This is a genomic window from Marinobacter sp. G5_S1_61_S3 (genome assembly GCF_054968585.1).
In genome coordinates, this window is sequence record NZ_JBQKUK010000013.1 from 37,097 (window position 1) to 63,227 (window position 26,131).

General features: G+C 58.1%; 24 protein-coding genes and 1 tRNA gene. 15 read left to right on the plus strand and 10 right to left on the minus strand.

Annotation, left to right across the window (positions count from 1 at the left end):
- Positions 1 to 138: 138 nt before the first annotated feature.
- Positions 139 to 2,331: a carboxy terminal-processing peptidase gene (locus tag ACTRWH_RS13880; RefSeq protein ID WP_193216587.1), complete on the plus strand. Its 2,193-nt coding sequence runs from the start codon at positions 139 to 141 to the stop codon at positions 2,329 to 2,331.
- A gap of 6 nt (positions 2,332 to 2,337) precedes the next feature.
- On the opposite strand, the gene mtnA is transcribed toward ACTRWH_RS13880, so the two are convergent.
- Positions 2,338 to 3,402 (minus strand): S-methyl-5-thioribose-1-phosphate isomerase, encoded by a 1,065-nt coding sequence (gene mtnA / locus ACTRWH_RS13885; RefSeq protein WP_075194582.1) that lies wholly within the window; start codon positions 3,400 to 3,402, stop codon positions 2,338 to 2,340.
- Positions 3,403 to 3,561: 159 nt separating this feature from the next.
- On the opposite strand from mtnA, the gene ACTRWH_RS13890 reads away from it, so the two are divergent.
- From ACTRWH_RS13890 to rdgC, 8 genes are all read left to right on the plus strand, one after another.
- Entirely contained in the window at positions 3,562 to 4,902 is a 1,341-nt protein-coding gene (locus ACTRWH_RS13890) for a TRZ/ATZ family hydrolase (protein ID WP_136633315.1), read from the plus strand.
- Positions 4,903 to 4,936: 34 nt separating this feature from the next.
- Positions 4,937 to 5,665 (plus strand): bifunctional 2-polyprenyl-6-hydroxyphenol methylase/3-demethylubiquinol 3-O-methyltransferase UbiG, encoded by a 729-nt coding sequence (gene ubiG, locus ACTRWH_RS13895; RefSeq protein WP_036206458.1) that lies wholly within the window; start codon positions 4,937 to 4,939, stop codon positions 5,663 to 5,665.
- A 23-nt stretch (positions 5,666 to 5,688) separates the two neighbouring features.
- A complete protein-coding gene (locus ACTRWH_RS13900) occupies positions 5,689 to 6,348 on the plus strand; it encodes an HAD-IA family hydrolase (RefSeq protein WP_228210893.1) in 660 nt (219 codons plus the stop codon).
- A 46-nt stretch (positions 6,349 to 6,394) separates the two neighbouring features.
- Positions 6,395 to 7,144, plus strand: a complete 750-nt coding sequence (locus ACTRWH_RS13905) for a YciK family oxidoreductase (protein ID WP_036206452.1) — start codon at positions 6,395 to 6,397, stop codon at positions 7,142 to 7,144.
- On the plus strand, positions 7,144 to 7,377 hold the full coding sequence (locus tag ACTRWH_RS13910) for a glutaredoxin family protein (protein WP_007151668.1): 234 nt from the start codon (positions 7,144 to 7,146) through the stop codon (positions 7,375 to 7,377). The genes ACTRWH_RS13905 and ACTRWH_RS13910 overlap by 1 nt, the downstream gene beginning before the upstream one ends.
- Before the next feature lie 12 nt (positions 7,378 to 7,389).
- The gene (gene yaaA, locus ACTRWH_RS13915) at positions 7,390 to 8,160 is read left to right on the plus strand and encodes a peroxide stress protein YaaA (protein ID WP_036206445.1); all 771 of its coding nucleotides are present in this window, start codon (positions 7,390 to 7,392) and stop codon (positions 8,158 to 8,160) included.
- 26 nt (positions 8,161 to 8,186) lie between these two features.
- Entirely contained in the window at positions 8,187 to 8,387 is a 201-nt protein-coding gene (locus ACTRWH_RS13920) for a DUF2788 domain-containing protein (protein ID WP_036206443.1), read from the plus strand.
- 115 nt (positions 8,388 to 8,502) lie between these two features.
- Positions 8,503 to 9,432 carry a recombination-associated protein RdgC gene (rdgC, locus tag ACTRWH_RS13925; RefSeq protein WP_075194581.1) on the plus strand — a complete coding sequence of 310 codons (930 nt, stop codon included), beginning with the start codon at positions 8,503 to 8,505 and terminating at the stop codon, positions 9,430 to 9,432.
- Between the two features lie 10 nt (positions 9,433 to 9,442).
- Here the strand turns inward: rdgC and ACTRWH_RS13930 are convergent, their stop codons facing one another.
- Positions 9,443 to 12,187, minus strand: coding sequence for a bifunctional acetate--CoA ligase family protein/GNAT family N-acetyltransferase (locus tag ACTRWH_RS13930; protein WP_085681165.1), 2,745 nt, complete (start codon positions 12,185 to 12,187; stop codon positions 9,443 to 9,445).
- A gap of 172 nt (positions 12,188 to 12,359) precedes the next feature.
- On the opposite strand from ACTRWH_RS13930, the gene ACTRWH_RS13935 reads away from it, so the two are divergent.
- Positions 12,360 to 13,286 (plus strand): histone deacetylase family protein, encoded by a 927-nt coding sequence (locus tag ACTRWH_RS13935; RefSeq protein ID WP_036206435.1) that lies wholly within the window; start codon positions 12,360 to 12,362, stop codon positions 13,284 to 13,286.
- A 17-nt stretch (positions 13,287 to 13,303) separates the two neighbouring features.
- Here the strand turns inward: ACTRWH_RS13935 and ACTRWH_RS13940 are convergent, their stop codons facing one another.
- Complete coding sequence (locus ACTRWH_RS13940; protein ID WP_410174377.1) at positions 13,304 to 14,227, minus strand: flagellar protein MotY; 924 nt, start codon at positions 14,225 to 14,227, stop codon at positions 13,304 to 13,306.
- Positions 14,228 to 14,393: 166 nt separating this feature from the next.
- On the opposite strand from ACTRWH_RS13940, the gene pyrC reads away from it, so the two are divergent.
- Positions 14,394 to 15,425, plus strand: a complete 1,032-nt coding sequence (gene pyrC, locus ACTRWH_RS13945) for a dihydroorotase (protein ID WP_228210891.1) — start codon at positions 14,394 to 14,396, stop codon at positions 15,423 to 15,425.
- A 123-nt stretch (positions 15,426 to 15,548) separates the two neighbouring features.
- Positions 15,549 to 16,184: a ribonuclease T gene (gene rnt / locus ACTRWH_RS13950; protein ID WP_036206941.1), complete on the plus strand. Its 636-nt coding sequence runs from the start codon at positions 15,549 to 15,551 to the stop codon at positions 16,182 to 16,184.
- A 58-nt stretch (positions 16,185 to 16,242) separates the two neighbouring features.
- Here rnt and ACTRWH_RS13955 read toward each other — a convergent pair whose 3' ends face one another.
- Entirely contained in the window at positions 16,243 to 18,228 is a 1,986-nt protein-coding gene (locus ACTRWH_RS13955; RefSeq protein WP_036206426.1) for an SDR family oxidoreductase, read from the minus strand.
- A 401-nt stretch (positions 18,229 to 18,629) separates the two neighbouring features.
- Between ACTRWH_RS13955 and ACTRWH_RS13960 the strand changes: the two genes are divergently transcribed.
- Together ACTRWH_RS13960 and ACTRWH_RS13965 are read left to right on the plus strand one after the other, a co-directional pair.
- Positions 18,630 to 18,929: a hypothetical protein gene (locus tag ACTRWH_RS13960; protein WP_007151678.1), complete on the plus strand. Its 300-nt coding sequence runs from the start codon at positions 18,630 to 18,632 to the stop codon at positions 18,927 to 18,929.
- 24 nt (positions 18,930 to 18,953) lie between these two features.
- Entirely contained in the window at positions 18,954 to 21,806 is a 2,853-nt protein-coding gene (locus ACTRWH_RS13965) for an insulinase family protein (protein ID WP_228210890.1), read from the plus strand.
- A 7-nt stretch (positions 21,807 to 21,813) separates the two neighbouring features.
- On the opposite strand, the gene ACTRWH_RS13970 is transcribed toward ACTRWH_RS13965, so the two are convergent.
- Genes ACTRWH_RS13970 through ACTRWH_RS13980 form a run of 3 tightly spaced genes read right to left on the minus strand, consistent with a single transcriptional unit; the run spans position 21,814 to position 23,573 of the window.
- Entirely contained in the window at positions 21,814 to 22,452 is a 639-nt protein-coding gene (locus ACTRWH_RS13970; RefSeq protein WP_228210889.1) for a TIGR04282 family arsenosugar biosynthesis glycosyltransferase, read from the minus strand.
- Positions 22,436 to 23,179 (minus strand): TIGR04283 family arsenosugar biosynthesis glycosyltransferase, encoded by a 744-nt coding sequence (locus ACTRWH_RS13975; RefSeq protein WP_228210888.1) that lies wholly within the window; start codon positions 23,177 to 23,179, stop codon positions 22,436 to 22,438. Before ACTRWH_RS13975 ends, ACTRWH_RS13970 begins: the two co-directional genes overlap by 17 nt.
- 25 nt (positions 23,180 to 23,204) lie before the next feature.
- A complete protein-coding gene (locus tag ACTRWH_RS13980) occupies positions 23,205 to 23,573 on the minus strand; it encodes a DUF488 domain-containing protein (RefSeq protein WP_085681177.1) in 369 nt (122 codons plus the stop codon).
- 87 nt (positions 23,574 to 23,660) lie between these two features.
- Between ACTRWH_RS13980 and ACTRWH_RS13985 the strand changes: the two genes are divergently transcribed.
- Positions 23,661 to 23,737: transfer RNA gene (locus tag ACTRWH_RS13985), tRNA-Arg, on the plus strand.
- Between the two features lie 22 nt (positions 23,738 to 23,759).
- Here ACTRWH_RS13985 and merR read toward each other — a convergent pair.
- The 3 genes from merR to merF form a co-directional block, all read right to left on the minus strand.
- Complete coding sequence (gene merR, locus ACTRWH_RS13990) at positions 23,760 to 24,194, minus strand: Hg(II)-responsive transcriptional regulator (protein ID WP_228210887.1); 435 nt, start codon at positions 24,192 to 24,194, stop codon at positions 23,760 to 23,762.
- 97 nt (positions 24,195 to 24,291) lie between these two features.
- The gene (gene merA, locus ACTRWH_RS13995; RefSeq protein WP_228210886.1) at positions 24,292 to 25,695 is read right to left on the minus strand and encodes a mercury(II) reductase; all 1,404 of its coding nucleotides are present in this window, start codon (positions 25,693 to 25,695) and stop codon (positions 24,292 to 24,294) included.
- A 5-nt stretch (positions 25,696 to 25,700) separates the two neighbouring features.
- The gene (gene merF / locus ACTRWH_RS14000; RefSeq protein ID WP_228210885.1) at positions 25,701 to 25,940 is read right to left on the minus strand and encodes a mercury resistance system transport protein MerF; all 240 of its coding nucleotides are present in this window, start codon (positions 25,938 to 25,940) and stop codon (positions 25,701 to 25,703) included.
- Between the last annotated feature and the right edge of the window lie 191 nt (positions 25,941 to 26,131).

Here is a 26,131-nt window from a genome sequence, read left to right on the forward strand (position 1 = left end):
TTCTGTGCTTGCCTACAATAAAACCATGAGCCAATCCAGCGATATCCAAAAAGCGCTTAATCAACTGCCAGCGGCCGCTCATCATGGGTCCCTCTCCGCAGCGCACGGTATCGTCCACACCGTCAGGTAACAAAGCTTATGAGCATCGCGGAACGATTTGTCACCCGTTACAGCACGACCATGGGTGGAGTCATGCCCGGCAAAAAAACCTTTGCCCTGGCTCTCACGCTCGCACTCGCTGTGCCTGTATCGGCCAAGCTGGATACCGACAAGGTCTACCAGCCGGTGTCTCCAACGGTGGAGCAGGCCCGCGCCAACATATTGATTGCCCGCCAATTGCAGTTCACCCACTTCCGCGATTTGAGCATCAACGACTCGCTGTCTGGGGATGTGTTTGACGCTTATCTTGACTACCTGGATGGCCAGCGCGTCTACCTGACACAGAAAGACATCGACAAGCTCAGTGCGATTCGGCTTGGGCTCGGATCGGCGCTCAAAACCGGTCAACTGCAACCGGGTTTTGATATCTACAACCTGGTTCAGCAACGCATCATTGAACGCCTCGAGTTCGCTCTTGACCTGATCGACAACGGCATCGACAAGCTCGACTTCAGTGCCGACGAACGCATCCTGCTGGACCGCTCCGATGCCGATTGGGCCGCCGACAGGGAAGCACTGGACGACCTGTGGGTAAAAAGAATCAAGAACGCCGTCCTGGCACAACGTCTCAACGATTCCGATGACGAATCCATCAAGGAGGCTCTGCAGCGGCGCTATGAAGGCCAGTTGAAGCGCGCCTACCAGGCACGTAGCGAGGACGCGTTTCAGGCTTACATGAACGCCTTCGCGGGCATGTGGGACCCGCATACCTCCTACTTTTCACCGCGCACGTCCGAGAATTTCAATATCAACATGAGCCTGTCCCTCGAGGGCATCGGCGCAGTGCTGCAATCAGACAACGAATACACCAAGGTGGTTCGCCTGGTGCCGGGTGGGCCTGCCTCAAAGCAAGGCCAGCTTGAGCCGGCAGACCGTATCGTGTCAGTCAAACAGGACGACGAGGAAAAGCCCGTCAACGTCATCGGCTGGCGCCTCGACGAGGTTGTGGATCTGATTCGCGGCCCCCGCGAATCCACGGTGACCCTGGAAGTCATTCCCGCCGATGCCCCGGATGAAACCGTCACTGAAACCATCGCCATTGAGCGGGACAAAGTGAAGCTGGAGGAACAAAGCGCCAGCAAGGAAGTCATCGAGTTCGAACGCGGCAATACCACTTACAGCATCGGCGTCATTAACATTCCCACCTTCTACGCCGACTTCAAGGCAATGCAGGATGGCGATCCCAACTACAAGAGCACCACCCGGGATGTTCGCAAACTGATCGACGAGTTGAAGGCAGATGGCGTCGATGGCGTGGTGATGGACCTCCGCAATAACGGCGGCGGCGCACTTCATGAAGCCAACGACCTGGTCGGCCTGTTCATCGAGGAAGGCCCCACGGTACAGATTCGCAACTCCAACAACGACGTACAGGTACTCAACGACGAGGACCCATCCGTTGCCTATGACGGGCCGCTGGTGGTGCTGGTCAACCGAATGAGTGCCTCCGCCTCGGAGATTTTTGCCGGTGCCATCCAGGATTATGGCCGGGGCCTTGTGGTCGGCTCCCAAACCTTCGGAAAAGGCACGGTACAGGCTGTTCGGCCGCTGAATCACGGCCAGCTGAAGATCACCCAGAGCAAGTTCTACCGGGTGTCCGGCGGCTCGACCCAGCACAAAGGCGTGATTCCGGACATAGAAATTCCGTCGCGCGTGGACAAGACCCGTATCGGCGAGGATGCGCTGGACCACGCCCTGCCCTGGGACCAGATTGAAGCCGTGCCACATGCGCGCTACTTCGACTTCAGCGGTGTTATCGATGAACTCCGGAAGCGCCACGATACCCGATTTGAGGAAAACCCGGAGTTCAGCTTGCTGCAGAAGGAAATCGAATTCCTCAAGCAACAACGCGAACAGGAATACGTCAGCCTGAACCTTGAAAAGCGCAAGGAATATCAGTCACAGATTGAGAGCACCCGGTTGACCATCGCCAACGCACGCCGCGCCATACACGGTGAAGAAGCCTTCGAAAGCCTGGATGCGCTGGACGACTGGCAGGACGAGCAGGCGGCGGAACCAGACAGCGCAGACGACGAACTGGATTTCATTATCCGCGAAGGCGGTAACATCATGGCGGATATGCTTGAGCTGGATCAGCGCATGGCGTCCATCCTGGCCCCCAAGCAGATCACCGCCCAGGCGGATACGCTGAGCGGCAAGTCAGGCCAGTAAAGGGTTTCAGCTAAACAATCCCGCCATACCGGTCAGGTTCGGGGTGCTGACCACACCCTTCTCAGTGACGATGACGTCGATCAGACTGGCCGGCGTCACATCGAACACCGGGTTAAACGCCTTCACGCCGGCGGGGGCGATCTGAACGCCCCGAACCTGCCTGAGCTCCTCCCCCTCGCGTTCTTCAATCGGGATGTCCTTCCCCGATGCGAGGGCCATATCCACCGTACTGGACGGTGCCACCACCATAAAACCGACTTTATGATGCCGGGCCAGGACCGCCAGGCTATAGGTGCCAATCTTGTTGGCCACATCACCGTTGGCCGTAATTCGGTCCGCGCCGACAATCACCCAACGCACATGACCCGCCGCAAGTATCGACGCCGCCGCCCCATCTGCGTTGAGCGTCACCGGAATCCCATCCCTTGCCAGTTCCCAGGCGGTCAATCGGCTACCCTGAAGCCACGGCCGGGTCTCATCGGCAAACACATCCTTCAAAAGCTTTTTCTCATGCAGCCGCCGGATCACTCCCAGCGCTGTGCCGTAGCCGCCGGTGGCAAGCGCCCCGGTATTGCAGTGGGTCAGAACCGAAAACGGTTTGCTGGCATCCATGTGGGCCAGTGCATAGTCCGCCATTGCCAGATTGGCGGACAGGTCGTCCTTATGGATTTGAACCGCCGTTTCGGAGAGGCGCTTTACCGCCTCCTCCAAGGAGTGACATTCTGAGAACACCTGCTCCATTTTCTGCAGCGCCCAGAACAGGTTCACCGCCGTTGGCCGGGAGGCCGCCAGTTCGCGAATGGCCTGCTTGATCTCCGCTTTCCAGTCACCGCCACCAGCGTGCCGGGCTGCAAGGGCAACACCGTACGCGGCGCTGATTCCGATCGCTGGCGCCCCACGCACCACCATATTGCGGATACTCTGAGCCACCCCGGCTGAGCCCTCCAGCGTGATCCAGTGTTCCTGGTCCGGCAGCAGCCGCTGATCCAACAATTCAAGACTTCCGCCATGCCAGCGAATGGCTACGGTGCCGATAGCACGGTCACCAGATGAAACAGGGGCGCGACTCATTCATTAACTCCTGAGGGTTACAAAACGGCAGTATACCTGTGTTAATACGGTAAACTCAGCCCCCAGGGTAGTTCTCAACCGGGCCGGTCGCTATACTTTCGGGCTACATTTCAAGACAGCGTGGCTCCGTTCCAGGCTGCACGTACAAAGGTAGGGTTAATGACGGCAGACACCATTACCGCAGCGGACATTCGCATCAACGCACGCTGGCTGATTCCCATCGAGCCCGCCGATGTGGTTCTGGAACATCAGGCGGTTCTCGTCCAGGGTGACAGGATTGCCGCCATCGTATCGCAGGACGAGGCGGATGCCCGCTTCCGTGCCAAGGAAGTGATCGACCTTCCCAGCCATGTGGTGCTGCCCGGCCTCATCAATATGCACGGCCACGCCGCCATGTCACTGTTCCGTGGCTTGGCCGATGACCTGCCCCTGATGACCTGGCTTAACGACCATATCTGGCCCGCCGAAGGCACGTTTGTCAGCGAAGCATTCATTGCCGATGGCACCCAGCTTGCCATGGCGGAAATGCTGCGCACCGGTACCACCACGTTTTCCGATATGTACTTCTTCCCGGAAATCGTTGCCCAGCTTGCGCACGACGCCGGCATGCGCGCACAGATCTGCTTTCCGCTGCTGGACTTCCCCACACCCTGGGGGAGCGGGCCGGATGAATACCTGTCCAAAGGCGAAGCGTTCATAAAACAGTGGCAGGACAACGCCTTCATCATGCCGGCCATTGGCCCCCATGCACCCTACACCGTATCCGACGAGCCACTGAGAAAAGCCGTAGCGCTATCGGAGGCGACGGGTGCCCCGATCCAGATTCACCTGCATGAAACCGCCTTCGAAGTTGCGGACGCCATGGAAAAGTCCGGCAAGCGCCCTACTGCCCGCCTGGCGGAGCTGAAAGTACTCGGGACCAACACCCAGTGCGTGCACATGACGCAGATTGATGAGTCAGACATAGCGCTGCTCCAGGCGACCGGTGCCCACGTTATCCACTGCCCGGAATCCAACCTGAAACTGGCCAGCGGCCTGAGCCCGGTGCAAACATTCCGCAAGGCCGGCGTCAATGTCGCCATTGGCACGGATGGCGCGGCCAGTAACAATGACCTGGACCTGTTCGGCGAGCTTAACACCGCCGCCATGCTGGCCAAGGTGGTCGCAGACGACGCCTCGGCACTGTCCGCCCACGAGGCACTGGCTATGGCGACCATCCAGGGCGCCAGAGCTCTTGGGCGCGATCATGAGTTGGGATCGTTGGCCGCTGGCAAACTGGCGGACATTATCGCCGTGGATCTCGGCGACCCGTTCCTGCAGCCAGTGTATGATCCTGCCTCCCATCTGGTTTACAGCAACCATGGCCGCCAGGTAAGCCATAGCTGGATCAACGGCGTACCCCAGGTACAGGAAGGCAAACTCACCCGCATTGACGTCCCGGACCTGATGCTACGCGTCCAGGGCTGGGCCGACCGTATTCGCGAACAGCAAACCAGTTGACGCTCACTCTCTCAGCGACCAGGCAGAACGGCACATGAGTAACCACAACGTAGACCAGAACGAAATCGCCAAGTTCGAGGCACTGGCCAGCCGCTGGTGGGACCCCACTAGCGAATTCCGGCCTCTGCACGACATCAATCCCTTGCGACTCAACTACATCGATGAACGCGCGCCCCTGGCCGGTAAGCGGGCGCTGGATGTCGGTTGCGGCGGTGGCCTGCTCTCCGAGGGCATGGCACTGCGCGGTGCCCATGTCACCGGCATTGATATGGGAGAAGCACCGCTATCCGTCGCCAGACTCCATGGTATGGAAAGCGGCATTGAGGTGGACTACCGTCAGATCACTGTGGAAGAGCTGGCGCAAGACCCGGAACATGCGGGCCAATACGACCTGGTGACTTGCCTGGAGATGCTTGAGCATGTGCCCGACCCGGCGTCGGTGATCAGCGCCTGCGCCACCATGCTCAAACCGGGCGGGCATCTGTTCGTGTCTACCATCAACCGCAATCCAAAATCCTTCCTGTTCGCCATCGTCGGCGCGGAATATATGCTCCGCCTGCTGCCCAAGGGCACCCATGAGTGGCGCAAGTTTATCCGGCCGTCCGAGATGTCCGACCATCTCCGCCACGCTGGCCTGGACATCCGCGACCTGACCGGCATGACCTATAATCCGATTACCAAAGCCTACCGCTTGGGGCGGGATGTGGACGTGAACTACATGATGCACGCCATGGACACACGAGAGGACAGTACGCCGTCGTGAACGCCACACCCCCAGAGTCAGCCATGCCAGCAATCCCGTCGACCGTCCTGTTTGACCTGGACGGTACGTTGATCGATACCGCACCGGACTTTATTCGTTGCCTGAATGAGCTGCGACTCTCTCACGGTTTACCAGGCCTGCCCGCACCGCATATACGGCGCTCTGTCTCCAACGGGGCCCGGGCCATGATCAAGATTGGCTTCGGCCTCGACCCGGACCATCCCGACTACCTGGAAAAACACACCGCGTTTCTCGACCTTTACGAGGCCGGCGTCGCCGTGGAAACCACTCTGTTCGAGGGCATGGACAACGTGCTGAAAAGCCTCGAAGCACGGGGTATCCCCTGGGGCATTGTCACCAACAAGCCGGTTCGCTTCGCCGTTCCGCTGGTGGAAGCCCTGGGACTTGCAAACCGCTGTGCAGCAGTGGTCTGCCCCGACCATGTCACCCACCGCAAGCCGCATCCAGAAGCTCTGTTTCTTGCCTGCAAGGAAGTGGGCGTCGAACCGACAACGGGCGTATACGTGGGCGACCATGAGCGCGATATCGAGGCCGGGCGCAACGCCGGGATGACAACCATTGCGGTTCGGTACGGTTATATCGAGCAGCCGGAAACCGTTGACCTGTGGCAAGCCGACCTTATTGCGGACACCGTCAGCGACCTGGCAAAACTGTTACAATAGCGCCGATGGCAGCACTATTTCAGCATTTCCCAAATGGAGACTCAGAATGCAGGACTATCAAGCACCGGCCGACCTACTGAAAGAACGCATCATCATGGTGACCGGTGCCGGCAGCGGGATAGGAAGGGCTGCAGCAAAGGCCTATGCGGCTCACGGCGCTACCGTCATTCTCGTCGGCCGCACCGTCTCCAAACTGGAATCCGTCTACGATGAGATCGAAGCGGCCGGTCATCCCAAACCAGCCATCGTACCGCTGAATTTTGAAGGCGCCGCGGTGAAGGAGTATGAAGAGCTGGCCATGACCATTGAAGACAACTTCGACCGGATCGACGGGCTTCTCCACAACGCAGCCATTCTGGGCACTCGCAGCCCGATCGAACTGTACGATCCGGAAATCTGGAACAAGGTCATGCATGTCAATGCCACCGCGCCTTTCCTGCTGAGCCGGGCGATGATTCCGTTACTGCGCAAATCCGACGATGCGTCGGTGATTTTCACCGCCTCCGGCGTCGGACGCCGGGCCAAACCCTACTGGGGCGCCTACGCCGTTTCCAAATTCGCCATCGAAGGCCTGAGCCAGATGCTGGCAGAGGAGCTGGATGACGACCGCCACAACGTCCGCGTGAACAGTCTTAACCCCGGCGCCACCCGTACCAATATGAGAGCCACCGCGTACCCGGCTGAGAACCCGGACCAGAATCCAGCACCGGAGGAATTGATGCCGGTGTATCTGTACCTGATGGGTAAGGACAGCCACGACGTGAATGGCCAACAAATAGACGCACAGCCGAAATAATGGAACTGATTTTCTACACCACGTCCCAATGCCACTTGTGCGAACTGGCGGAAGCCCTATTGGTCAGAACGCCCATGCCGGAGCCGGTGCCCGTGGACGCCGTGGACATTGCCCAGTCCGAAAAACTGGTTGAGCGCTATGGCACCCGGATTCCGGTGTTGCGCCGTAACGATACCGGTGAAGAACTGGACTGGCCGTTCACCAGTGACCAGTTAATGAATTTTCTTCGATGAGGACAGCCCGACATGTTGATGGTGATATCCCCCGCCAAGACACTGGACTACGAGAGCCCGCTGGCGACCCAAAAGACAACCCAGCCGGACTTTCTCGACGATGCCTGTGAACTGATAGACCAGCTTAAAGACCTGGAACCCCATGACATCAGTAACCTGATGGGGATCAGCGACAAGCTCGGTCAGCTCAATGCTGAACGCTTTCGCACCTGGCACACCCCCTTCACACCGGATAACGCCCGCCAGGCGGTGCTTGCCTTCAAGGGCGATGTTTACACCGGCCTGGATGCGGAAAGCTTCAGTGAGAAAGAATTCGAGATTGCCCAGAAGCGGCTGAGAATTCTGTCCGGCCTCTACGGTGTGCTCAAGCCGCTGGACCTGATGCAACCCTATCGTCTGGAGATGGGTACCAAGTTCGAGAACCGCCGGGGCAAAGATCTGTACGCTTTCTGGGGCAGCAAGGTCACCGATGAGCTTAACCGCTTGTTGAAGGCTGATGATGGCGTGCTGGTAAACCTGGCCTCTAACGAATACTTCAAGAGCGTTCGCAAAAAGGACCTTGAAGGTCGCCTGGTTACACCGCAGTTCAAGGACTGGAAAAACGGCCAGTACAAGATGATCAGTTTTTACGCCAAAAAGGCCCGGGGCCTGATGTGTCGCTACGCCATCCAGAACAACATCACCCAGGCCAGTGACCTGAAAGGCTTTGACCTGGAAGGTTACCGGTTCAGCGAAGAGCAGTCCGATGCGGACAGCTGGGTATTCCTACGGGATAAGCCGTAAACCGTTCACTGAATCCGGAGACATTAATGAGTGAAGCCGTTTTTTCCCAGCTCGCCATGCTGGTCTTTCTCACAGGCCTGATCGTCTGGATGGGATTCATCGTGTGGGATCTGGCCAAAAAGTCCCAGGCCGGGCGGTTTGGCACCATCATTTTGTTCACCATACTCGGTGCTGGCGTGGTGGGGTTCATCATCAAGACCGTGATGGTGGAGATTATGAATCTCTAACTGCCCAAGATGAGGTTTTCAGCATTGTCACTTTACGGCCACGGACCCGTGGCCGTATCATCCCCACCCTTTTCAGACTCTCACCATCATCGAATAACCAACAAGGATCCGGACCATGTGGTTTCGTAATGCCCGCGTATTCCGTTTTACCAAGCCATTCGAAATAACCGCCGAAGCCCTGGAAGAAAAACTCCAGGAAGACGCCTTCAAACCCTGTGGTCCCCAGGAAACCTCACGCCAGGGCTGGGTATCGCCCATGGGTAAGCACAGCGATCTGCTGGTTCATAGCGCCGGCGGCTATCACCTGATTGCCCTGCGCAAGGAAGAGAAGCTGCTGCCCGCCTCCGTCATCAAGGAACTGGTGGACGAGAAGGCTGAAATGATTGAAGCGGAACAACACCGAAAGGTGCGACGCAAGGAAAAGGACGAACTGAAAGAAGAAGTGACGCTGGAAATGCTGCCCCGTGCATTTTCCAAGAACCGTCGCTGCTACGCCTATCTGGCACCGGCAGACGGTGTACTGGTTGTTGACGCGGGCTCCTCCAAACAGGCGGAAGATCTCGCCTCAACACTTCGCAAAAGCCTGGGTTCCCTGCCCGTTCGCCCGCCAGCCGTGGAGCAGGCACCCGCCTTCACCTTCACCGGCTGGTTGAACGAGTCCATTGATCTACCCGTGAGCATCGAGCTGGGCACCGAGTGCGAACTGAAAGACACATCCGAAGACGGTGGCGTGGTGCGCTGCAAAGGCCTGGATCTTCAGGGTGATGAAATCCGCAGTCATCTGGACGCCGGCATGCAGGTGACCAAGCTGTCTGTCACCTGGGACGACAACCTGTCATTCGTGCTGGACGAGGAACTGGGCATCCGTCGCCTGAAATTCGGCGACACCCTGCAGGAAAAGCTGGACGATGTGGATGCGGATGACGCCGCAGCACGCTTCGACGCCGCATTTTCACTGATGACCCTGGAGTTGGCCAGGCTGATTCCTGGCCTGCTGGAAGCCCTGGGCGGCGAAGACCGTTCCGCGATTGTGGAAGAAAGCTGAACCTGGATATTCAGTGGGACGTCTGTTCCAGGCGTTCCCGCTGCCAGTCCTTCTCCGGCTCGTTCAGTACCAGCGTCAGGTCCATTACTTCCTCTTCCGTGTTGTAGTGGATCTCGAAGCCCAGATGCTCAGCCAGTTGCAGCATCGGACGATTGTCCGGCAACACATCACCCACCATCTCCACCGTGCCCTTGGCACGGCAATAGTCGATCATCTTCTGCATCAGGGCCACACCCAGTCCCTCGCCTTTCATCCTGTCGTGCACCATCACCGCGAACTCACAGCGCAGGTTGTCGGCATCGGTCCAGGTTCGCACCGTTCCCAGGGTCTCCTCCCCCTCGCCGTCCTCCCTTGGCGCGTTGGCAATAAAGACCATTTCGCGGTCATAGTCGATTTGCACCATCTGGGCCACGTCTTCACGGGAGAAGTGCTTGCGGTACTGGAAAAAACGGTAACGGATGGACTCCGGGGACTGGAGTTCATGAAACGCACGGTGTGCCGGTTCGTCTTCCGCCAGCACCGGGCGAATGATCACACGGCGCCCGGACTTCGGCAGCACGATCCACTCCTCTAGCTCCCTGGGGTACGGCTGGATAATCGGCCGCCCCGGCTTGTCCGCCAGGTCGATCGCCACGTTCACCGCAACCGTGCCCTGGTCGTTGAACAACAGCGGTGAGATCTCCAGCCCGCGAATCTCCGGAATATCGATCACAATCTGGGACAAAGTCACCAGGGTTTCCGAGACCGCGCGAATGTCCTCCTCGGGCTTCAGGCTGTGTTCTTTCAGCAACTTGTACATGTAGGTACGCCGCAATAGCTCCCTGGCCAGCACCATATTCAACGGCGGCAACGCAATCTGTCGATCCGTCATTACGTTGATATGCGCCCCCGAGGCGCCGCAGACTACCAGCGGCCCAAACAACTTGTCCCGGGTGATCCCCACACTGAACTCGATGCCACCGACGTGCTGGTAGGAACGTTGCACCGCAAAACCCAGAAAACCGCTGTCAGGGTAATGTTTCTGGTATTCGTCCATCAGGAAGCGACAGGAATCCATAATCGCCCCCTCACTGTTCAGTTTCTGAACCGTGCCCTTGTAACGGCGCTGTCCGGGGCTGAGCTCCACAAGCGGATGACAGGCCTGTTCATGGATCAGCGTGATGTCCACCGGACGACGCTCCACGGCGAAGACCTCCAGCACTTCCTCCATATCGTCGCAATACATGGTCTCGACGGCATTAATGCCGTAATTCCGGATCACGTCGCGGGCTTCCTGGTTGGACAGATGCGCCCGACCGGAGCGAATGGCATTCACGACGATACGCCGTGTTTGGGTATGGTCGGCCAGGTGGTCGGTAAAGGACTCCGGCGTTTCGGTCAGCAACCGTTGCACGCGTTGGTGTCGCACGTGCTGCATGAACGCCATAACGGCCTTCTCAGGGTTGAAGAACGACGGTAAGCCCGCCCGATAAAACTCATCGCGGGCATCCAGCACCGTACTTTGCCCCAACCAGCAGGTGAAGACGTTCAAGCGCGTGCCCTTGGTAGCCTGAACCACCGCATCGGCAATCCGCAGGCTGTCCTCGGTCAGGCTGGGCGCGTACATCACGAGAACGTTGGCCACTTCCGGGTCTTTGGCAAGAATCTTGATTGCTTTGGCGTAGAGCTCCGGTGAGGCGGCGTAACCGAGGTCGATAGGATTCTTTCGGGTCCAGTACGGTGGCAGCAGTTCCGCCAGTGAATCGATCGACTTGCCCGACAACTTTGCCAGTTCACCACCCAGATACGCCAACCGGTCTACCGCCAGTACCCCAGGGCCAACGCCGTTGGCCATAATGGCCAGTGTTTCCCGCCGCAGGGGACGCATTCGTGTCAGCGTTTCCAGCGCATCAAACATCTGCCCCAACCCATCCACTCGCAGCACACCAGCACGCTGCAACATGGCATCGTATATGGGGTCACTCTGGGTCAGCCCTGCGGGCAGCTCGTGGGGGAACCATTCCGATTCCGGCACACGGCCGCTTTTCACGGCAATCACCGGCTTGGTGCGGGAAGCCACACGTACGGCGGACATGAAGCGGCGTGGATTGGGAATATTCTCAATGTGCAGCAATATTGCTCGGGTCTGGCTGTCCTGGGCCAGATAATCAATCAGGTCGTCGTGATCGATATCCATCCCATCGCCCAGTGTCAGGAAGTAAGAGAAACCCACACCCCGGGCGAACGCCCAGTCGATTACCGAACTGGCGATGGTGCCGGACTGGCCCACGAACGCCACCTTACCGGGAATGGCGCCCATGTGGGCGTAGGTGGCGTTCAGGCTGCGGGCTGGCACCATCAGCCCAATAGTATTGGGGCCAAGCACGCGTATGCCGGTCTCCCGCGCAGCATCGCGAACCGAATACATCAATGGCTGACCGGTTTTACTGTGGCTCCTGGACATGCCACCTGTCATCACAATAGCCGTGCGGACGCCTGCCTCGCCCAGTCGCTTGATCATCTTCGGCACGGTATCCGGAGGGGTACAGATAATCGCCAGATCGGGGCTAAACCCCATGCGGGATACTTTCTTGACGCAGGGTACGCCGTGGACGTTGTCGTAATGGTTCTGGTTGACCACCATCAACTGGCCGGGATAACCACCACCGAGTAGGTTCCGCAGAACCATGCCACCGAGGTTGTCTGCCCGTTCCGAGGCGCCGATCACCACAATAGAAGACGGGTTGAAAAGGCTTTCCAGATAACGGGTGCTCAAGTTTCACTCCTTGATTCGAGTCGACCGGGCGTGTGTACACCTTATCTTAGGCGCTTGCCTGACGATGTAAAACGGCTATCTCCGCCATAAGACCAAAGAAACGCAGAAAGCCCGGTCTATCCCTGATAATATTGGACAAAATACAAGCACAACCAGAGTGTTCGGGACCAGTATGACAACGGGATTCTTCTCTCACGACGACTGCATGAAACACAATATGGGGGCGGAGCACCCTGAGTGCCCCGAGCGACTGGCAGCCATCACCAGTTACCTGGCCGACACCGGCCTGGGGCAAGATCTCGACTGGGTGCGACCTGACGAAGCCACCCGGGACCAGTTGCAGACCGTGCACCCCGAACGCTATCTGAACCAACTTGATCTGATGCAGCCCACCAGGGGACGGGTGTATACCGACCCCGATACCGCCATGATGCCTGACACCCTGAGAGCCGCCCGACTTGCCGCTGGCGCCAGCATTGAAGCTGTCGATATGGTGCTCAGCAGCCAGCTTACCAACGCGTTTGTGTGCGCCAGGCCACCCGGGCACCATGCCGAACGCAGTAAATCAATGGGTTTCTGTTTCTACAACAACATCGCGCTGGCCGCCATGCGGGCGTTGAACTTTCACCAGTTAGAGCGGGTAGCGATTATCGATTTCGACGTACACCAGGGCAACGGCACGGTGGATATCGTGGGCGGTGATGAACGCATCCTGATGTGTTCCAGTTTCCAGCATCCGTTCTACCCGCATTCCCACGTGCATCGCCAGGCAGAAAACATCATCAATACGCCCATCCAGGCAGGCACTCCGGCAGACGAGTACCGGAAGATCGTGGAAGCAGCGTGGCTGAAACGGCTGCAGGACTTCCGCCCGCAACTGGTGCTAGTCTCCGCCGGCTTTGACGGCCACCGACTGGACCCAATGGCGGAGCTGAACCTGGAAGTAGAGGATTACCGCTGGTTGACGGAAATGATCACCAGCGTGGCCAGCGACCATGCCAACGACCGTATTATCTCGACCCTGGAGGGTGGCTATCATTTGAGGGCGCTGGCCGAGAGTGTCAACGCTCACCTTGAGGTACTCAACGCCATCCACTGAGATTGCCGCACGCAATGTCAGGTATTTGGCGTTGCAGCCTCGTAGCCATTGGCTTGCTGCAGGTCCGGCCGTTCGCCTTCCCGCTGAAGGCGAATTGTGGTGCGCCGGTTGTCTGCCGCGCGGCGTGATACCGGGTACTGGTCCGCATGGGCCCTGGTGGTCACGAGATCAGCATCAATGCCCTGCCCGATCAGGTAATCCGCCACCGCATTGGCCCGCTCTTCGGACAACGCGCGATTGTCGATACGGCTACCGCTGCTGTCGGTATGCCCATCCACGAACACCCTTTCCACCGTGGAATCTGCCTGGATGTAAATCACAATGTTGTCGAGAAACCGACGGTCAGCTTCAGACAGGCTGGTGCTGCCTGACGCAAAGGAAATGCGGGACCGCTTGATCTGATCGTAGTTGACCGGCAACAGGCCAGCGGTGCAGCTTCGATAACCGGAGAACTGGCCCGCAAAGTTAATGTTGGACACTTTCACCCGAACCGGGCTGCCGTCGTACCAGGACTCACGCGTAACCGTTGGGTCCATCCCCTCCAGCAGGCTCTGGACAAGCACCATGGCCAGACGTGACTCAAGCATCAGCGGCCGACGACTGTCGTCTACGTTAACCCGACCAAGGGGACGGGGGGCGGTTCCCGGGCGCCAGGACGGCGCTTCCATCACCAACTGAGCCTGACCAGGACGCATAAGCGGCGTTTCCGACTCCAGAAAGAAGGACAGCGACTCACCCGCCTTGTGGCGGAATACGGCACGGCCGTAGCCCGGAACCTGATGCACTAAAGTACACTCGAATACGGACTCCGACAGGTACCACTGGCTGTTCTCGATACCCGCGCCAAAGGTGGCGGCCTGCACCGCAACAGAGCCTGCCGTCAGTGCACCAATCGCACTGGAAACCACTGCACCACGCAGGAAGGCGGAAATTCGTGCCATACCATCCATCCGTCAGAAAAGATTCACTATCCTCGTAACGGCCGAAGTCAGTCTTTCTTTAGGACGCCCGCCAAAACAATCGCTGTCGGCTTCTGATATAATTTCGCCAGATTTTTTCTTTCAGGGGTTCACGTTTGACGGGCCCCAGCAGATCCCGGAACCGTAAATGACCGAACGACTGATCATCACCCGTCCTGACGACTGGCACCTCCACGTGAGGGACGGCGACATTCTCAAAGACGTCGTACCCGCCACCGCCCGTTGCTTTGGCCGCGCCATCATCATGCCAAACCTGGCGCCACCGGTGACGGAGGCAGAACAGGCCATGGCTTACCGTAGCAGGATACTGGCCGCAGCCGGCGACACCGGGTTCGACCCGCTGATGACGCTGTACCTCACAGAAACCACTACGCCTGCACAAATCAGGGATGCCAAGGCTGCGGGCGTGGTTGCCGCCAAACTGTATCCGGCTGGCGCCACCACCAACTCCGCATCCGGTGTGACCGACATCCGCAACATCTATCCGGTACTGGAGGCCATGAGTGACTGCGGCATGCTGTTGCTGGTCCACGGCGAAGTCACCGATGCAGAGATCGACATCTTCGACCGGGAGAAGATCTTCCTCAAGCGCGTACTGGCGCCGACCATGGAGGCGTTTCCGGATTTACGGGTGGTTCTGGAGCACATTACCACCGCCGATTCGGCTGAATTCGTACGTGACCATGACGGTGACAATCTGGGCGCCACCATCACGCCGCAACATCTGATGTACAACCGCAACCACATGCTGGTCGGCGGCATTCGCCCTCACCTGTATTGTCTGCCCATCCTCAAACGCAACCGGCACCAACAGGCGTTAAGGGATGCAGTGGTCAGCGGAGACCGCCGCTTCTTCCTGGGAACGGATTCTGCGCCGCACTCGAAAGACAAGAAAGAAACCGCCTGTGGCTGCGCCGGCTGCTATTCAGCGTTCAGCGCCATGCCCCTGTATGCGGAGATTTTCGAAGACCTGGGCGTGCTGGACAAATTGGAAGCCTTTGCCAGCTTTAATGGCGCCGATTTCTATGGCCTACCCAGAAACAGCGATACCATCACGCTGGTGAAAGAATCCTGGGAGATGCCCGACGAACTGCCCCTGGCTGACGGTACCATCGTGCCTTTGAAGGCCGGCGAAAGCCTGAGATGGCGGCTTGTCTGAACATCAGCCGACCAACCGTTCCCTGTTAATCGTTCCTTATCAATCATTTGTTTACCAGGCCGGCAACCCTGGCCAGAGACTCCAGGAGTTTAAGTGACTGAAGAACATAAAGAACCGCATCCCATGTCCCGCCGCTTCCGTGGTTTCCTGCCGGTTGTGGTGGATGTGGAAACCGGCGGCTTCAATCCTGAGAAGGACGCCCTGCTGGAGATCGCTGCGGTCATACTGACAATGGATGAGGACGGCTGGTTGAAGCGGGCTGAAACCCACGTTCAGCAGATCGACCCATTCGAGGGCGCCAACCTGGAGCAGTCTGCGCTGGACTTCACCGGTATCGACCCGTGGAACCCGGAGCGGGAAGCCGTTCCGGAACGAGAAGGCATGAGCGAAATTTTCGGGCCCATCCGCAAGGCGGTCAAAGCCCACGATTGCAAACGAGCCGTGCTCGTTGGCCACAACGCAACCTTCGACCACAACTTTGTGTTCGCCGCTGCCCTGCGTTCAGACATCCGCCGCAACCCGTTTCATCCGTTTTCCACCTTCGACACGGCAACGCTAGCTGGCTTGGCCTACGGCCATACCGTACTGGCGCAAGCCTGCAAGCTGGCGGGCATTCCGTTCAGCAACAAGGAAGCGCACTCGGCCGCCTATGACGCAGAGAAAACCGCAGATCTGTTCTGTGGCATCGTCAACCGCTGGCGCGAAATCGGTGGCTTCCCACCGCCGCCCATACCGGACGACACAGAAGAGGCGCCTTGATAGACAGCCACAAAAAACCCCGCGCGAAGCGGGGTTTTTTTGATCTCCAAGGGCAATACTACCAGTAAATACCCCGCATGATCGCCGCAAAGGCCACCTGCTCGGAGGACACCTTGGGCTTCTCGCCGGAACGGCTGCCGGCAGCGGCCGGAGAGTCCGGGAACATGCGGTAACCCGTGTTCATCACGATCTCGCCCATCTTCGGCGCCAGCGCCTGCATGACCTGGGCAAAAATACCCAGACGCGTGGCGATGCGCTTGGGACGGTACACGATGGCGTCTGCCACCATTTCCGCCGCTTCGTCCGGTGTCAGCGTGGGCACCGAGTCGTAGATTTTGGTGGGCGCGATCATCGGCGTTTTCACCAACGGCATGTTGATGGTGGTGAAGGTCACGTTGCGATCCGACCACTCCGCCGCCGCACAACGGCTGAAGGTATCCAGCGCTGACTTGGACGCGACGTAGGCTGAGAAACGGGGCGCGTTGGTCAATACACCGATGGACGAAATATTGACCACGTGGCCGCGACGACGCTCCAACATAGCCGGAGCAAAACCCATGATCAGGCGAACGGAGCCGAAGTAGTTCAGCTGCATGGTACGCTCGAAATCGTGGAAACGGTCGAACGAGAGCGCCAGTGAGCGACGGATGGAACGGCCTGCGTTATTGACCAATACGTCCACATGGCCGTGATTGTCCAGCACCGTTTTCACGAACCGGTCGCAGTCATCCATGTCGGCAAAGTCACATTGGTAGGCATGAACGTTGCCGCCACGGGCTTCCAGTTCAGCAGCCACTTCCATCAGGCGCTCTTTCTTGCGCGCGCCAATCACCAGGATAGCGCCGGCATCCGCCAGCTTTTCGGCTGTCGCCAGACCGATACCGGAGGTACCACCGGTGATCACACAGACCTTTCCTTCCACGGTGCCACGCAGGGTGCGGTCCTTGAACAGATCAGGGTCCAGGTTACGCTCCCAGAAATCCCACAGAACCGCTGCATAGCTTTCCAGGCGCGGCACGACGATGCCGGTATCCTTGAGGACTCTCTCTGTCTCACGGGCGTCAAACCGTGTGGGATAATTGATAAACGACAACACCGAAGGCGGAATGCCCATGTCGTCCAGCAATGCGGTAGTCAGACGCTTAACGGGCGGCAGATTCTTCAGGCTCTGGCGGATAAACGGCGGCACAAACCCGAACATGCGCGAGTCAATCCGCATCGCCATACGGGGAGCATGACCAGCTTCGGAGAAAATATTGAGAATCTCGCCCACTTTGTACGGATCAGAATCCACCAGGTGGAAGCAGTTACCGTCCTCGCCTTTCAGGTGCGCGATGTGGTCCATGGCGTTCACCACGAAATCCACCGGCACGATGTTCAGGCGCCCGCCCTCGATGCCGATCGTCGGCACCCACTGGGGCAGTGCGTGGCGGATCTTCTGGATCATCTTGAAGAAGTAATAGGGCCCGTCGACCTTGTCCATCTCACCGGTCTTTGAGTGGCCAACCACCATACCAGGGCGGTAAATCCGGAACGGAACGGTGCAACTCTCGCGAACCACCTTTTCAGATTCGTGCTTGGTCAGCAGGTAGGGATGGTCGAGCTTTTCCGCCTCCTCGAACATGTCCTCGCGGAAGGTGCCCTTGAACAGGCCAGCCGCCGCGATGGAGGAAACATGGTGGAAGCAACCGGCTTCCATAGCGGCTGCCGCATTGACGGCACTGTGGGTGCCCTCGATGTTCGTGGCCTGCTGGGACTTTTCGTCCGCCCCCATGTCATACACTGCAGCAAGGTGGAAGAAATGATCAATGTTACCCTTGAGCGATTTCATCGTCTTGGCATCGATGCCCAGGTTCGGGCTGGTAAGGTCGCCGATCACTGCTTTCACCCTGGACTCATCCGCGCCCCAGCGCTCCCTCAACGTGTCCAGTTTTTCCTGTGATTGCTCGCGCACCAGTACATGCACTGTGCCACCGCGAGCCAGCAGTTTTTCAACGAGAAAACGGCCGATAAATCCGGTGCCACCCGTCAGAAAGTAATTCATTGATAGTCCACCCTGCTTGTTGCTCAGTTGTTGTCTTTTTCCTTTGTTGTCATCGACAGTATTAGACCAAAGTCTTATACCGCCGAAGCACGCCGGCATTGTACTTAATTGCAACACTCATGTATCGAACTTTTTTAGAGTATTTACTCTGTAAGTTCTTGTTTTAATTAGAGCGTTTACTCTAGTTCATGCATGCAATACACGCCGGAACCTTTTCGGTTTACCGGTACGCTGAAATTGAGACTAGCACAAGGTGGGCAGGCTGCCCGCAAATCCTTACCATTACCGGAAGGAAATGAAACCTGACGGTTGCGGTGACATAATCGGAACCTTCAACGGCAGTTTCTGTCTCTATACTCTCTACACACTCTCTACATTTCCCGCACTTCGGAACCCGGAACATGCACAAAGACGATCCCAACGCTGAACGCTACATTGCCATTGCACGTGCCTGCCTGAAGGCCATCAACGACACAGCCGCCGACGCCGGCACCCGGGAACAGAAAATCCAGGCGGTGTATCAGGCCATTGACCACGCCTTCCAGGCCGAATTCGCGGATTATCGCCAGTCCGTTGCGGTGATGGGGACAGTTCTTGAGCGCATCGCCTCTGGCCAACTCGATGCCGATGCAGCCGCCAGCCTGGCGAAGAAAACCCTGGATCAACAACCGGAAAGTACCCGTAACGCCCTGATTCATTAACGTTTCAAAGCAAAGAGAGACTGTATGCACCCTGGCATCCATGGATTTGCCCAAGGTTTCCTTGGCCTGAAGCAAGGATTTCTCCTGGCGCTGGTATTGGCCTTCAGTTCGGTTGCCCTGGCGAGCCAGTCGCCCACAAAAAGCCCGAATGACGCCAACCTGTACCGTTATGTGCAGTTGGACAACCAACTTCGGGTGCTTCTGATTTCCGCGCCGGGCTCCGACAAAGCCGCAGCATCCATGAACGTTGCCGTCGGCAGTGGCGATGACCCCGCCAACCGCGAAGGCCTCTCTCACTTCCTTGAACACATGCTGTTCCTGGGCACGGAAAAATACCCTGACCCTGGCGAGTACCAGCAGTTCATCAAAAGCCATGGTGGCAGTCACAACGCATTCACCGCATTCCAGGACACCAACTACTTCTTCGACGTACAGGCCGAGCATCTGAAGGAAGCCCTGGATCGCTTCGCCGAGCAATTTTCAGCACCGCTGTTCACGCCAGAACTGGTGGATCGCGAACGCCGCGCCGTGCACTCGGAGTACAGCTCGAAACAGAAAGACGACAGCCGTCGCTTCTACTCCGTAAAAAAGGCCGTCAGCAATCCCGACCACGCGTTCCACCAGTTTGCCGTCGGTAACCTGACCACCCTGGAAAACACCGAAGAGCGCCCCTTGCGCCCGGACCTGATCGACTTCTGGAAAGCCCATTACTCGTCCAACCTGATGACGCTTGCCGTCTACGGCCCACAATCGCTGGATCAGCTCGAGGCCATGGTACGAGGCCGCTTCGACCGCATCGAAAACCGCAACCTGAACGCGAAGGTCCACGACGAGCCACTGTTCAGCCCAGGCACCCTGCCCGCCCGCGTGCATGCGGATGCGCTGAAGGATATCCGCAACCTGACGCTCACCTTCCCCATCCCGTCTCAGGAAGACCACTACCGCGACAAGCCGGCCAACTACGTTGCCAGCCTGCTTGGCCACGAAGGCCCGGGCAGCCTGTTTGACGTTCTTAAGAAGGCTGGCCTGGTGGAAAGCCTGTCCGCAGGTAGCGGCATGGATACCGGCCAGGAAGCCACCCTGGAACTGAACATGGCACTGACCCCGGAGGGCCTTGAAAATCAGGAAACCATTCTGGAACTGACCTTTGCCTACATCGACAAGGTGCGCGAGGAAGGCATTTCCCGCACTCGTTTCGAAGAAATGAAACAACTGGCACAGATCGATTTCCGTTTCCGCGAGAAGAGCCAGCCAGTGCAGGAAGTGATGCATCTGTCGCGACAGATGCGGCATGTGGCGCCAGAGGACGTACTCCAGGCGCCATGGATGATGGAAAGCTATGCACCCGATAAATACCGGAACATTCTGAACCGGCTTACTCCGGATAACGTGCTGGTGTCCGTCCTGGAAACAGAACCGAACCTTGAAGACCCCAACCTGACCCAGTGGTACGACGCCGCCTGGAAACTGAAGCCCCTCGCCATCCGGGACATTCGGCAACGGGACGACAACCCCATGGTGTCCAGGCTGGCCCTGCCGCTCGACAACCCTTTTATTCCCGAAGAACTCGACATGATCGACGGCGCAACCATGGAGCAGCCCGTTTCCATGGGGACCGTCAGTGGCATGGAGGTTTGGTACGCCCGGGACACCCGGTTTGAGACGCCCAAGGCCAATGTGTACCTAAGCCTGCGAACCCCGGCGACACGGGCATCCGCTCGCAGCAATGTGCTGTCGTCGCTGTTGGTGGATGCCATCAACACCAACGTGAACGCATGGGCCTATCCCGCCCAGCTGGCGGGACTCGACTACAGCATCTACCCCCACCTTCGGGGCATAACCGTCCGCGTCGGCGGTTACAGTGACAAGCTCCACACCCTGATGGCCCGCATCCTGACCCAGGTGGCGGACCCCACACTCACCGAGCAACGCTTCCGCATTGCCCGGCAAAACATGATCGATGGACTGCTAAACAAGGCCAAAGAACGGCCTGTGCAGCAGACCTCTGAACGCATTCAAAGCCTGCTTATCGAGGGTGCCTGGAGTACAGAGGAGAAGCTCAAGGCCGCCCGGGAAGTCACGCTGGATGAACTCAAATCCTTCTCCGAGGCGTTCCTGGCCCAGGTTGATCCTGTGATGCTGGCACACGGCAACATGACGCAAGCGTCCGCCCTTAACCTCACCAATCGTATCCATGCCATGGTACTGGACGACAGTGAGCTGACAACGGTCGAGCGCAGCCGAGTTCGCGCCTTACCGGAAGGTGAAACCGTGTTACCGCTGGAGGTAGACCATCCGGACACCGGCTACAGCCTTTATGTGCAGGGCGATAACACCAGCTTTGAAGAACGCGCCGTGTTCCGCCTGCTGGGGCAGATTATCAGCAGCCCGTTCTATGAAGAGCTCCGTACCAATCGCCAGCTTGGCTATATCGTTTACGCTACCCCGTTCGAAATGCTGGAGACCCCGGCGCTGGGCTTCGTGGTGCAATCCCCGGAAGCCAATGGCGACCAGATCGACCAAGCGGTGCGGGAATTTTCCAAGGTTTTCAAGGACACGTTATCCAACCTCTCGGAGCAGGATCTGGCGCGAGAGAAACAGGCTGTCATCAGCCAGTTGATGGAACAGGATCGGCAACTTGGCGAGATTTCGGAGCGTTACTGGCGTGAAATCGACCGCGGCGCGACCGACTTCAAATCAAGGGAGAAACTGGCTAAGGCGATACAAAGCGTGAGCCGGGAAGCCCTGGTTAATACTTTGCAAAAGCAAGTCATTGACCGTAAACAGGCACTGCAGGTGTTCACTACAGCCGAGGCAAAAAACAACGCCAGCGTGGTTGAGCTGTTGCTGCAACGCAGTGCTGTTCCCGACGCCTGATCAGCTCTCAACCCGAAGACTGGCCCGTGAACCGGTGCCAGTCTTCGGGTTCATCCACGTCCCATCGTTGCGGAAGTAACCTGAACGACATACCCGCTTGCGTAAGGCGGTCACAGGTTTGCGACAACGCCTTTTCCGTTCCCCAGGCCACGTCGGCCAGCATGCCCGGGATGACCCGGCGAGCACCGATGAGAACATAGCCGCCGTCCTCCGACGGCCCCAGTACCACGTCCACCTCGTCCAGCGCAGCCACGGCTGTTCGCACGTAGTCCGCATCCACGGAGGGGCAATCACTGCCCACAATCATCGCCTTGCCAAAGCCACGCAACCCTGCGTCCAGTGCCTGTGACATGCGTTCCCCAAGGATGTCGCCCTCCTGTACAGCCTGAGCAACGCCGTGAACGTCAAGCCGTTCCAGTACAGGAGCAGCACCCGTGGGCACATTCTCCAGCGCCCGGTCCCACAGGAACTGGACGGTATAACCACTGGCCACCAGATTATCGAGCACGGCCAGACTGAGCCTGACGTGTGCCGCCATTGCCCCCTCGGCGCCCAGTGCCGGCATCAGACGGGTTTTCACCCTGCCCGCCTCTGGCCACTTGGAAAACTGCATAACCAGCGCTGAAGCATCAGGATTGACGGGCATTACGAACATCCGATCGGTAGAGGGTAACAAGGGTTTCCGGCGAGTCGCCGCGCCAATAGCGCCAGCGCAATCGCCACATCAGCAGGATGGTACGCCAGGCACCTTGCTGTTCCCAGCGCCGGCTATCCGTGACCACGGGATCGGTAATACGGAAAGGTCGTGACACCAGTCTCAGACGAGACGATAGTTCCACATCCTCCATCAGCGGCATATCTTCAAAGCCACGCAAGGCCTCGAACACCGGCCGACGCACGAACAGAGCCTGGTCGCCAGTGGCGATACCCGTCAGCCAGGAGCGTTGATTCATGAACCAGGCGATCACCCGGTATAGCACTCTCTTGCCGCTGAGACGCACATCAAACCGCCCCCATGCCTTACGGCTGGCATTAAATTGCTCCAGTGCCGCCAGCGTAGAATCCGGTAAACGGGTATCAGCGTGCAGGAACAGAAGGACATCGCCACGGGCTGCTTGTGCGCCGGCGTTCATTTGCGGCGCCCTTCCACGGCCACACTGGATGACACGGTCACAATGACCCTGCGCCAGCCTGGCTGTTCCATCATCACTGCCACCGTCCACCACAATGACTTCATGGCCCGCCGCTCTGAGCGGCTGCAGATGATCCAGGGTGTCGCGAATGGTGGCGGCTTCCTGCCAAACAGGCACAATAACGCTTAAACGCAACGGCTGGGGCGGTGTCTTGGAAGTGTGCTGTGCTGCTGTCTTCAATGCGCCTGGTATCCCCTGTGCCCGATCAAACCGGTAGCTGCCTCGCCTCAATAAACTGTTTCAACGCTACCGCATTATTATGATCTGTATCCTTGGCTGCAAATACCAGCGTGATTCGTTCGTGCTTATCAACGTAGGATGCCAGAGTGCAAAGGTCCGCACGATCGGACGATACCAGTTCCTGCAGGTACTTTTCACGAAACCCGTCCCATCGGGCCGGGTCATGGCCAAACCACTTACGCAATTCAGTGGATGGGGCCAAATCCTTCAACCACTCGGCCAGACTGGCCTTTTCCTTGGCAACGCCTCTCGGCCACACCCGGTCAACCAACAGCCTCGGACCATCAGAACGGGCCGGTTCATCATAGGCACGCTTCAACCGAATTTCTGTCATAGCGATCTCCTTCTATTCCGGAAGTATTCCCGCAAGCCCTTGAGACACATCACTCAGCCCGCTATCATACCCGCCTTCTGACGATCAGCCCCCGTAGCTCATCTGGATAGAGCGTCCCCCTCCTAAGGGGAAGGTAGCAGGTTCGAGTCCTGCCGGGGGTACCATACCAGCAATAAAATCATATGGTTAGAGATCTGTCTCTGGGACTTTACTGATTCCGGTGTGCAATGACGCAATGAGAGGGCACGCGATGTCCCCTTTTTGCTCATGACATCGAGCGACCATATCGCTCAGAACACTCTCAATCCTCACCAGCTTTTTGATCTTTCCACGCACAGACTGCAGTTTGTGCTCGGCTAGGACACTGGCTTCCTGGCAGTGGGCACCATCTTCCAGCCGAAGCAGGTCGATAATCTCATCGAGACTGAAGCCCAGGTTCTGCGCCGATTTCACGAACGTCAATCGATCGATATCAGCAGAACCATAGCGTCTGATGCCACCGGGAGGACGCTGGGGTTCCGATAACAGGCCCCGCCGCTGGTAATAGCGAATGGTCTCGACATGGACACCGGTGGCCTTGGCCAGCCCACCGATGGTCAGTGGATTTACTTTATTCACCATGCGGGCTTACTCCGTAGTTGACTACGGCATCAGTTTACGTCATCAAACAAGGTCACTAATAGAGCATTTGCCCATGCTATCCAAGGGTTGCCTTGCCTTAGCCCGCACAGCAGGATAATTGTTTAACATCCTTGGTAAAGGTTTGAGCGCACAGCTTCAAACCTTCTACCATCGTCAGGTACGGGAACAGCTCATCGGCAATCTCGTTGACGGTCATGCGCGCACGTAGCGCCATCACCGCAGTCTGGATCAGTTCGCCGCCCTCACCCGCCACGGATTGCACACCCAGTAACCGCCCGCTTTCACGTTCCGCGACCAGTTTGATGAAGCCGCCGGTATCAAAGTTGACCAGGGCCCGTGGCACGTTGTCGAGGGTCAGGGTACGGCTGTCGGTGACGTAGCCACTTGCCTCAGCGTCGGCTTCAGACAAACCGACGGTTGCAATCTGCGGATCGGTAAAGACCACTTCGGGCATGGCGCTGAGATCGAGCCGCGCATCACCACCGGTCATATTGACCGCTGCCCGACTTCCGCCCGCGGCCGCCACATAGACAAACTGCGGCTGGTCGGTGCAGTCCCCAGCAGCATAGATGTCGGGCACTGTGGTACGTAGACAGTCATCGACTAAAATCGCCCTGCGGGCAGTCTCGACGCCGATAGCCTCCAGGTTCAGCCTGTCTGTGTTCGGTGTACGTCCCACGGCCACCAGCAGCTGATCGGCCAGCAGTTCCCCCGCGTTCGTAGCGAGAACGAACTCCCCATTGGTATAGCTGATTTGGCTCGCCTGCGTGTTATTCAGAACCTTGATACCCTCGGCCTGGAAAGCCGTTTCAATGGCCTCGCCAACAGCCGGGTCCTCCCGGGAAAACAGCCGGCTGCGCGCCAGAATGGTCACTTCGCTGCCCAGCCGGGAAAACGCCTGCGCCAATTCTACCGCCACGACGGACGCCCCGATGACAACCAGTCGGTCCGGAATGGTGTCGCTGGCCAGTGCCGTGGTGGACGTCCAGTACGGCGTATCGAACAGGCCTCGAACCGGGGGGATGGTAGGCCGCGCCCCGGTACCAATGAATGCTCTGTCAAAGCGTACCTCGCGTTCCGTGCCGTCGGTTCCAGTCACCGTCAGCGTATTGGCATCGGTAAAACGGGCCTCACCCTGCAGGACAGTGATCGCCGGATTGTCTTCGAGAATCCCCTCATACTTCGCGTGACGAAGCTCATCGACCCGGGCCTGTTGCTGGGCGAGCAACCGGGGCCGGTCAATAGAAGGCTCGACCGCCGCAATGCCCTCGTCGAACGGACTGCGGCGGCGCAAATGGGCAATACGGGCGGCGCGGATCATGATCTTCGAGGGCACACAGCCGATATTGACGCAGGTGCCACCAAGGGTGCCGCGTTCGATCAGCGTCACCCGGGCTCCGCGTTCCGCCGATTTCAAAGCGGCGGCCATGGCGCTGCCGCCACTGCCAATCACGGCAATGTGCAGATCGTCATTACTCATTAACATCACTCCTTAACGGATGAACTGTTGCAGCAGGCGTCGTATTTCTTTTTGAGCCAAAGGGCATAACAAGTCATGCCAATAAAAACGGCGAGCGTGGGCAACAGCACGTAATCCAGGTATCCGGTGAGCGCAGCCAGACCGACGGCCCCAAATAAAATCACCAGAACCGGCGTGAAACAGCACAGCGCCACTATGACAGTTCCAATAACACTCATTCGCAAAAGGGTCTTAGGGTTTTTCATGGCGACTCCTGATTTCGACATAACGCTTATACCTTCACTGCTTTCGTTCGACTAGATAAGCTTACTTCCGTACTTAACTACAGAGTCAAGACAATGTCGGATACAAGGATTTCACTCACTGCCAGAAAGCGATTGATCTGACGAAATACAAGTTGCAGCAGGTGCGGTAGAGATCGACAGGTTGGAAACAT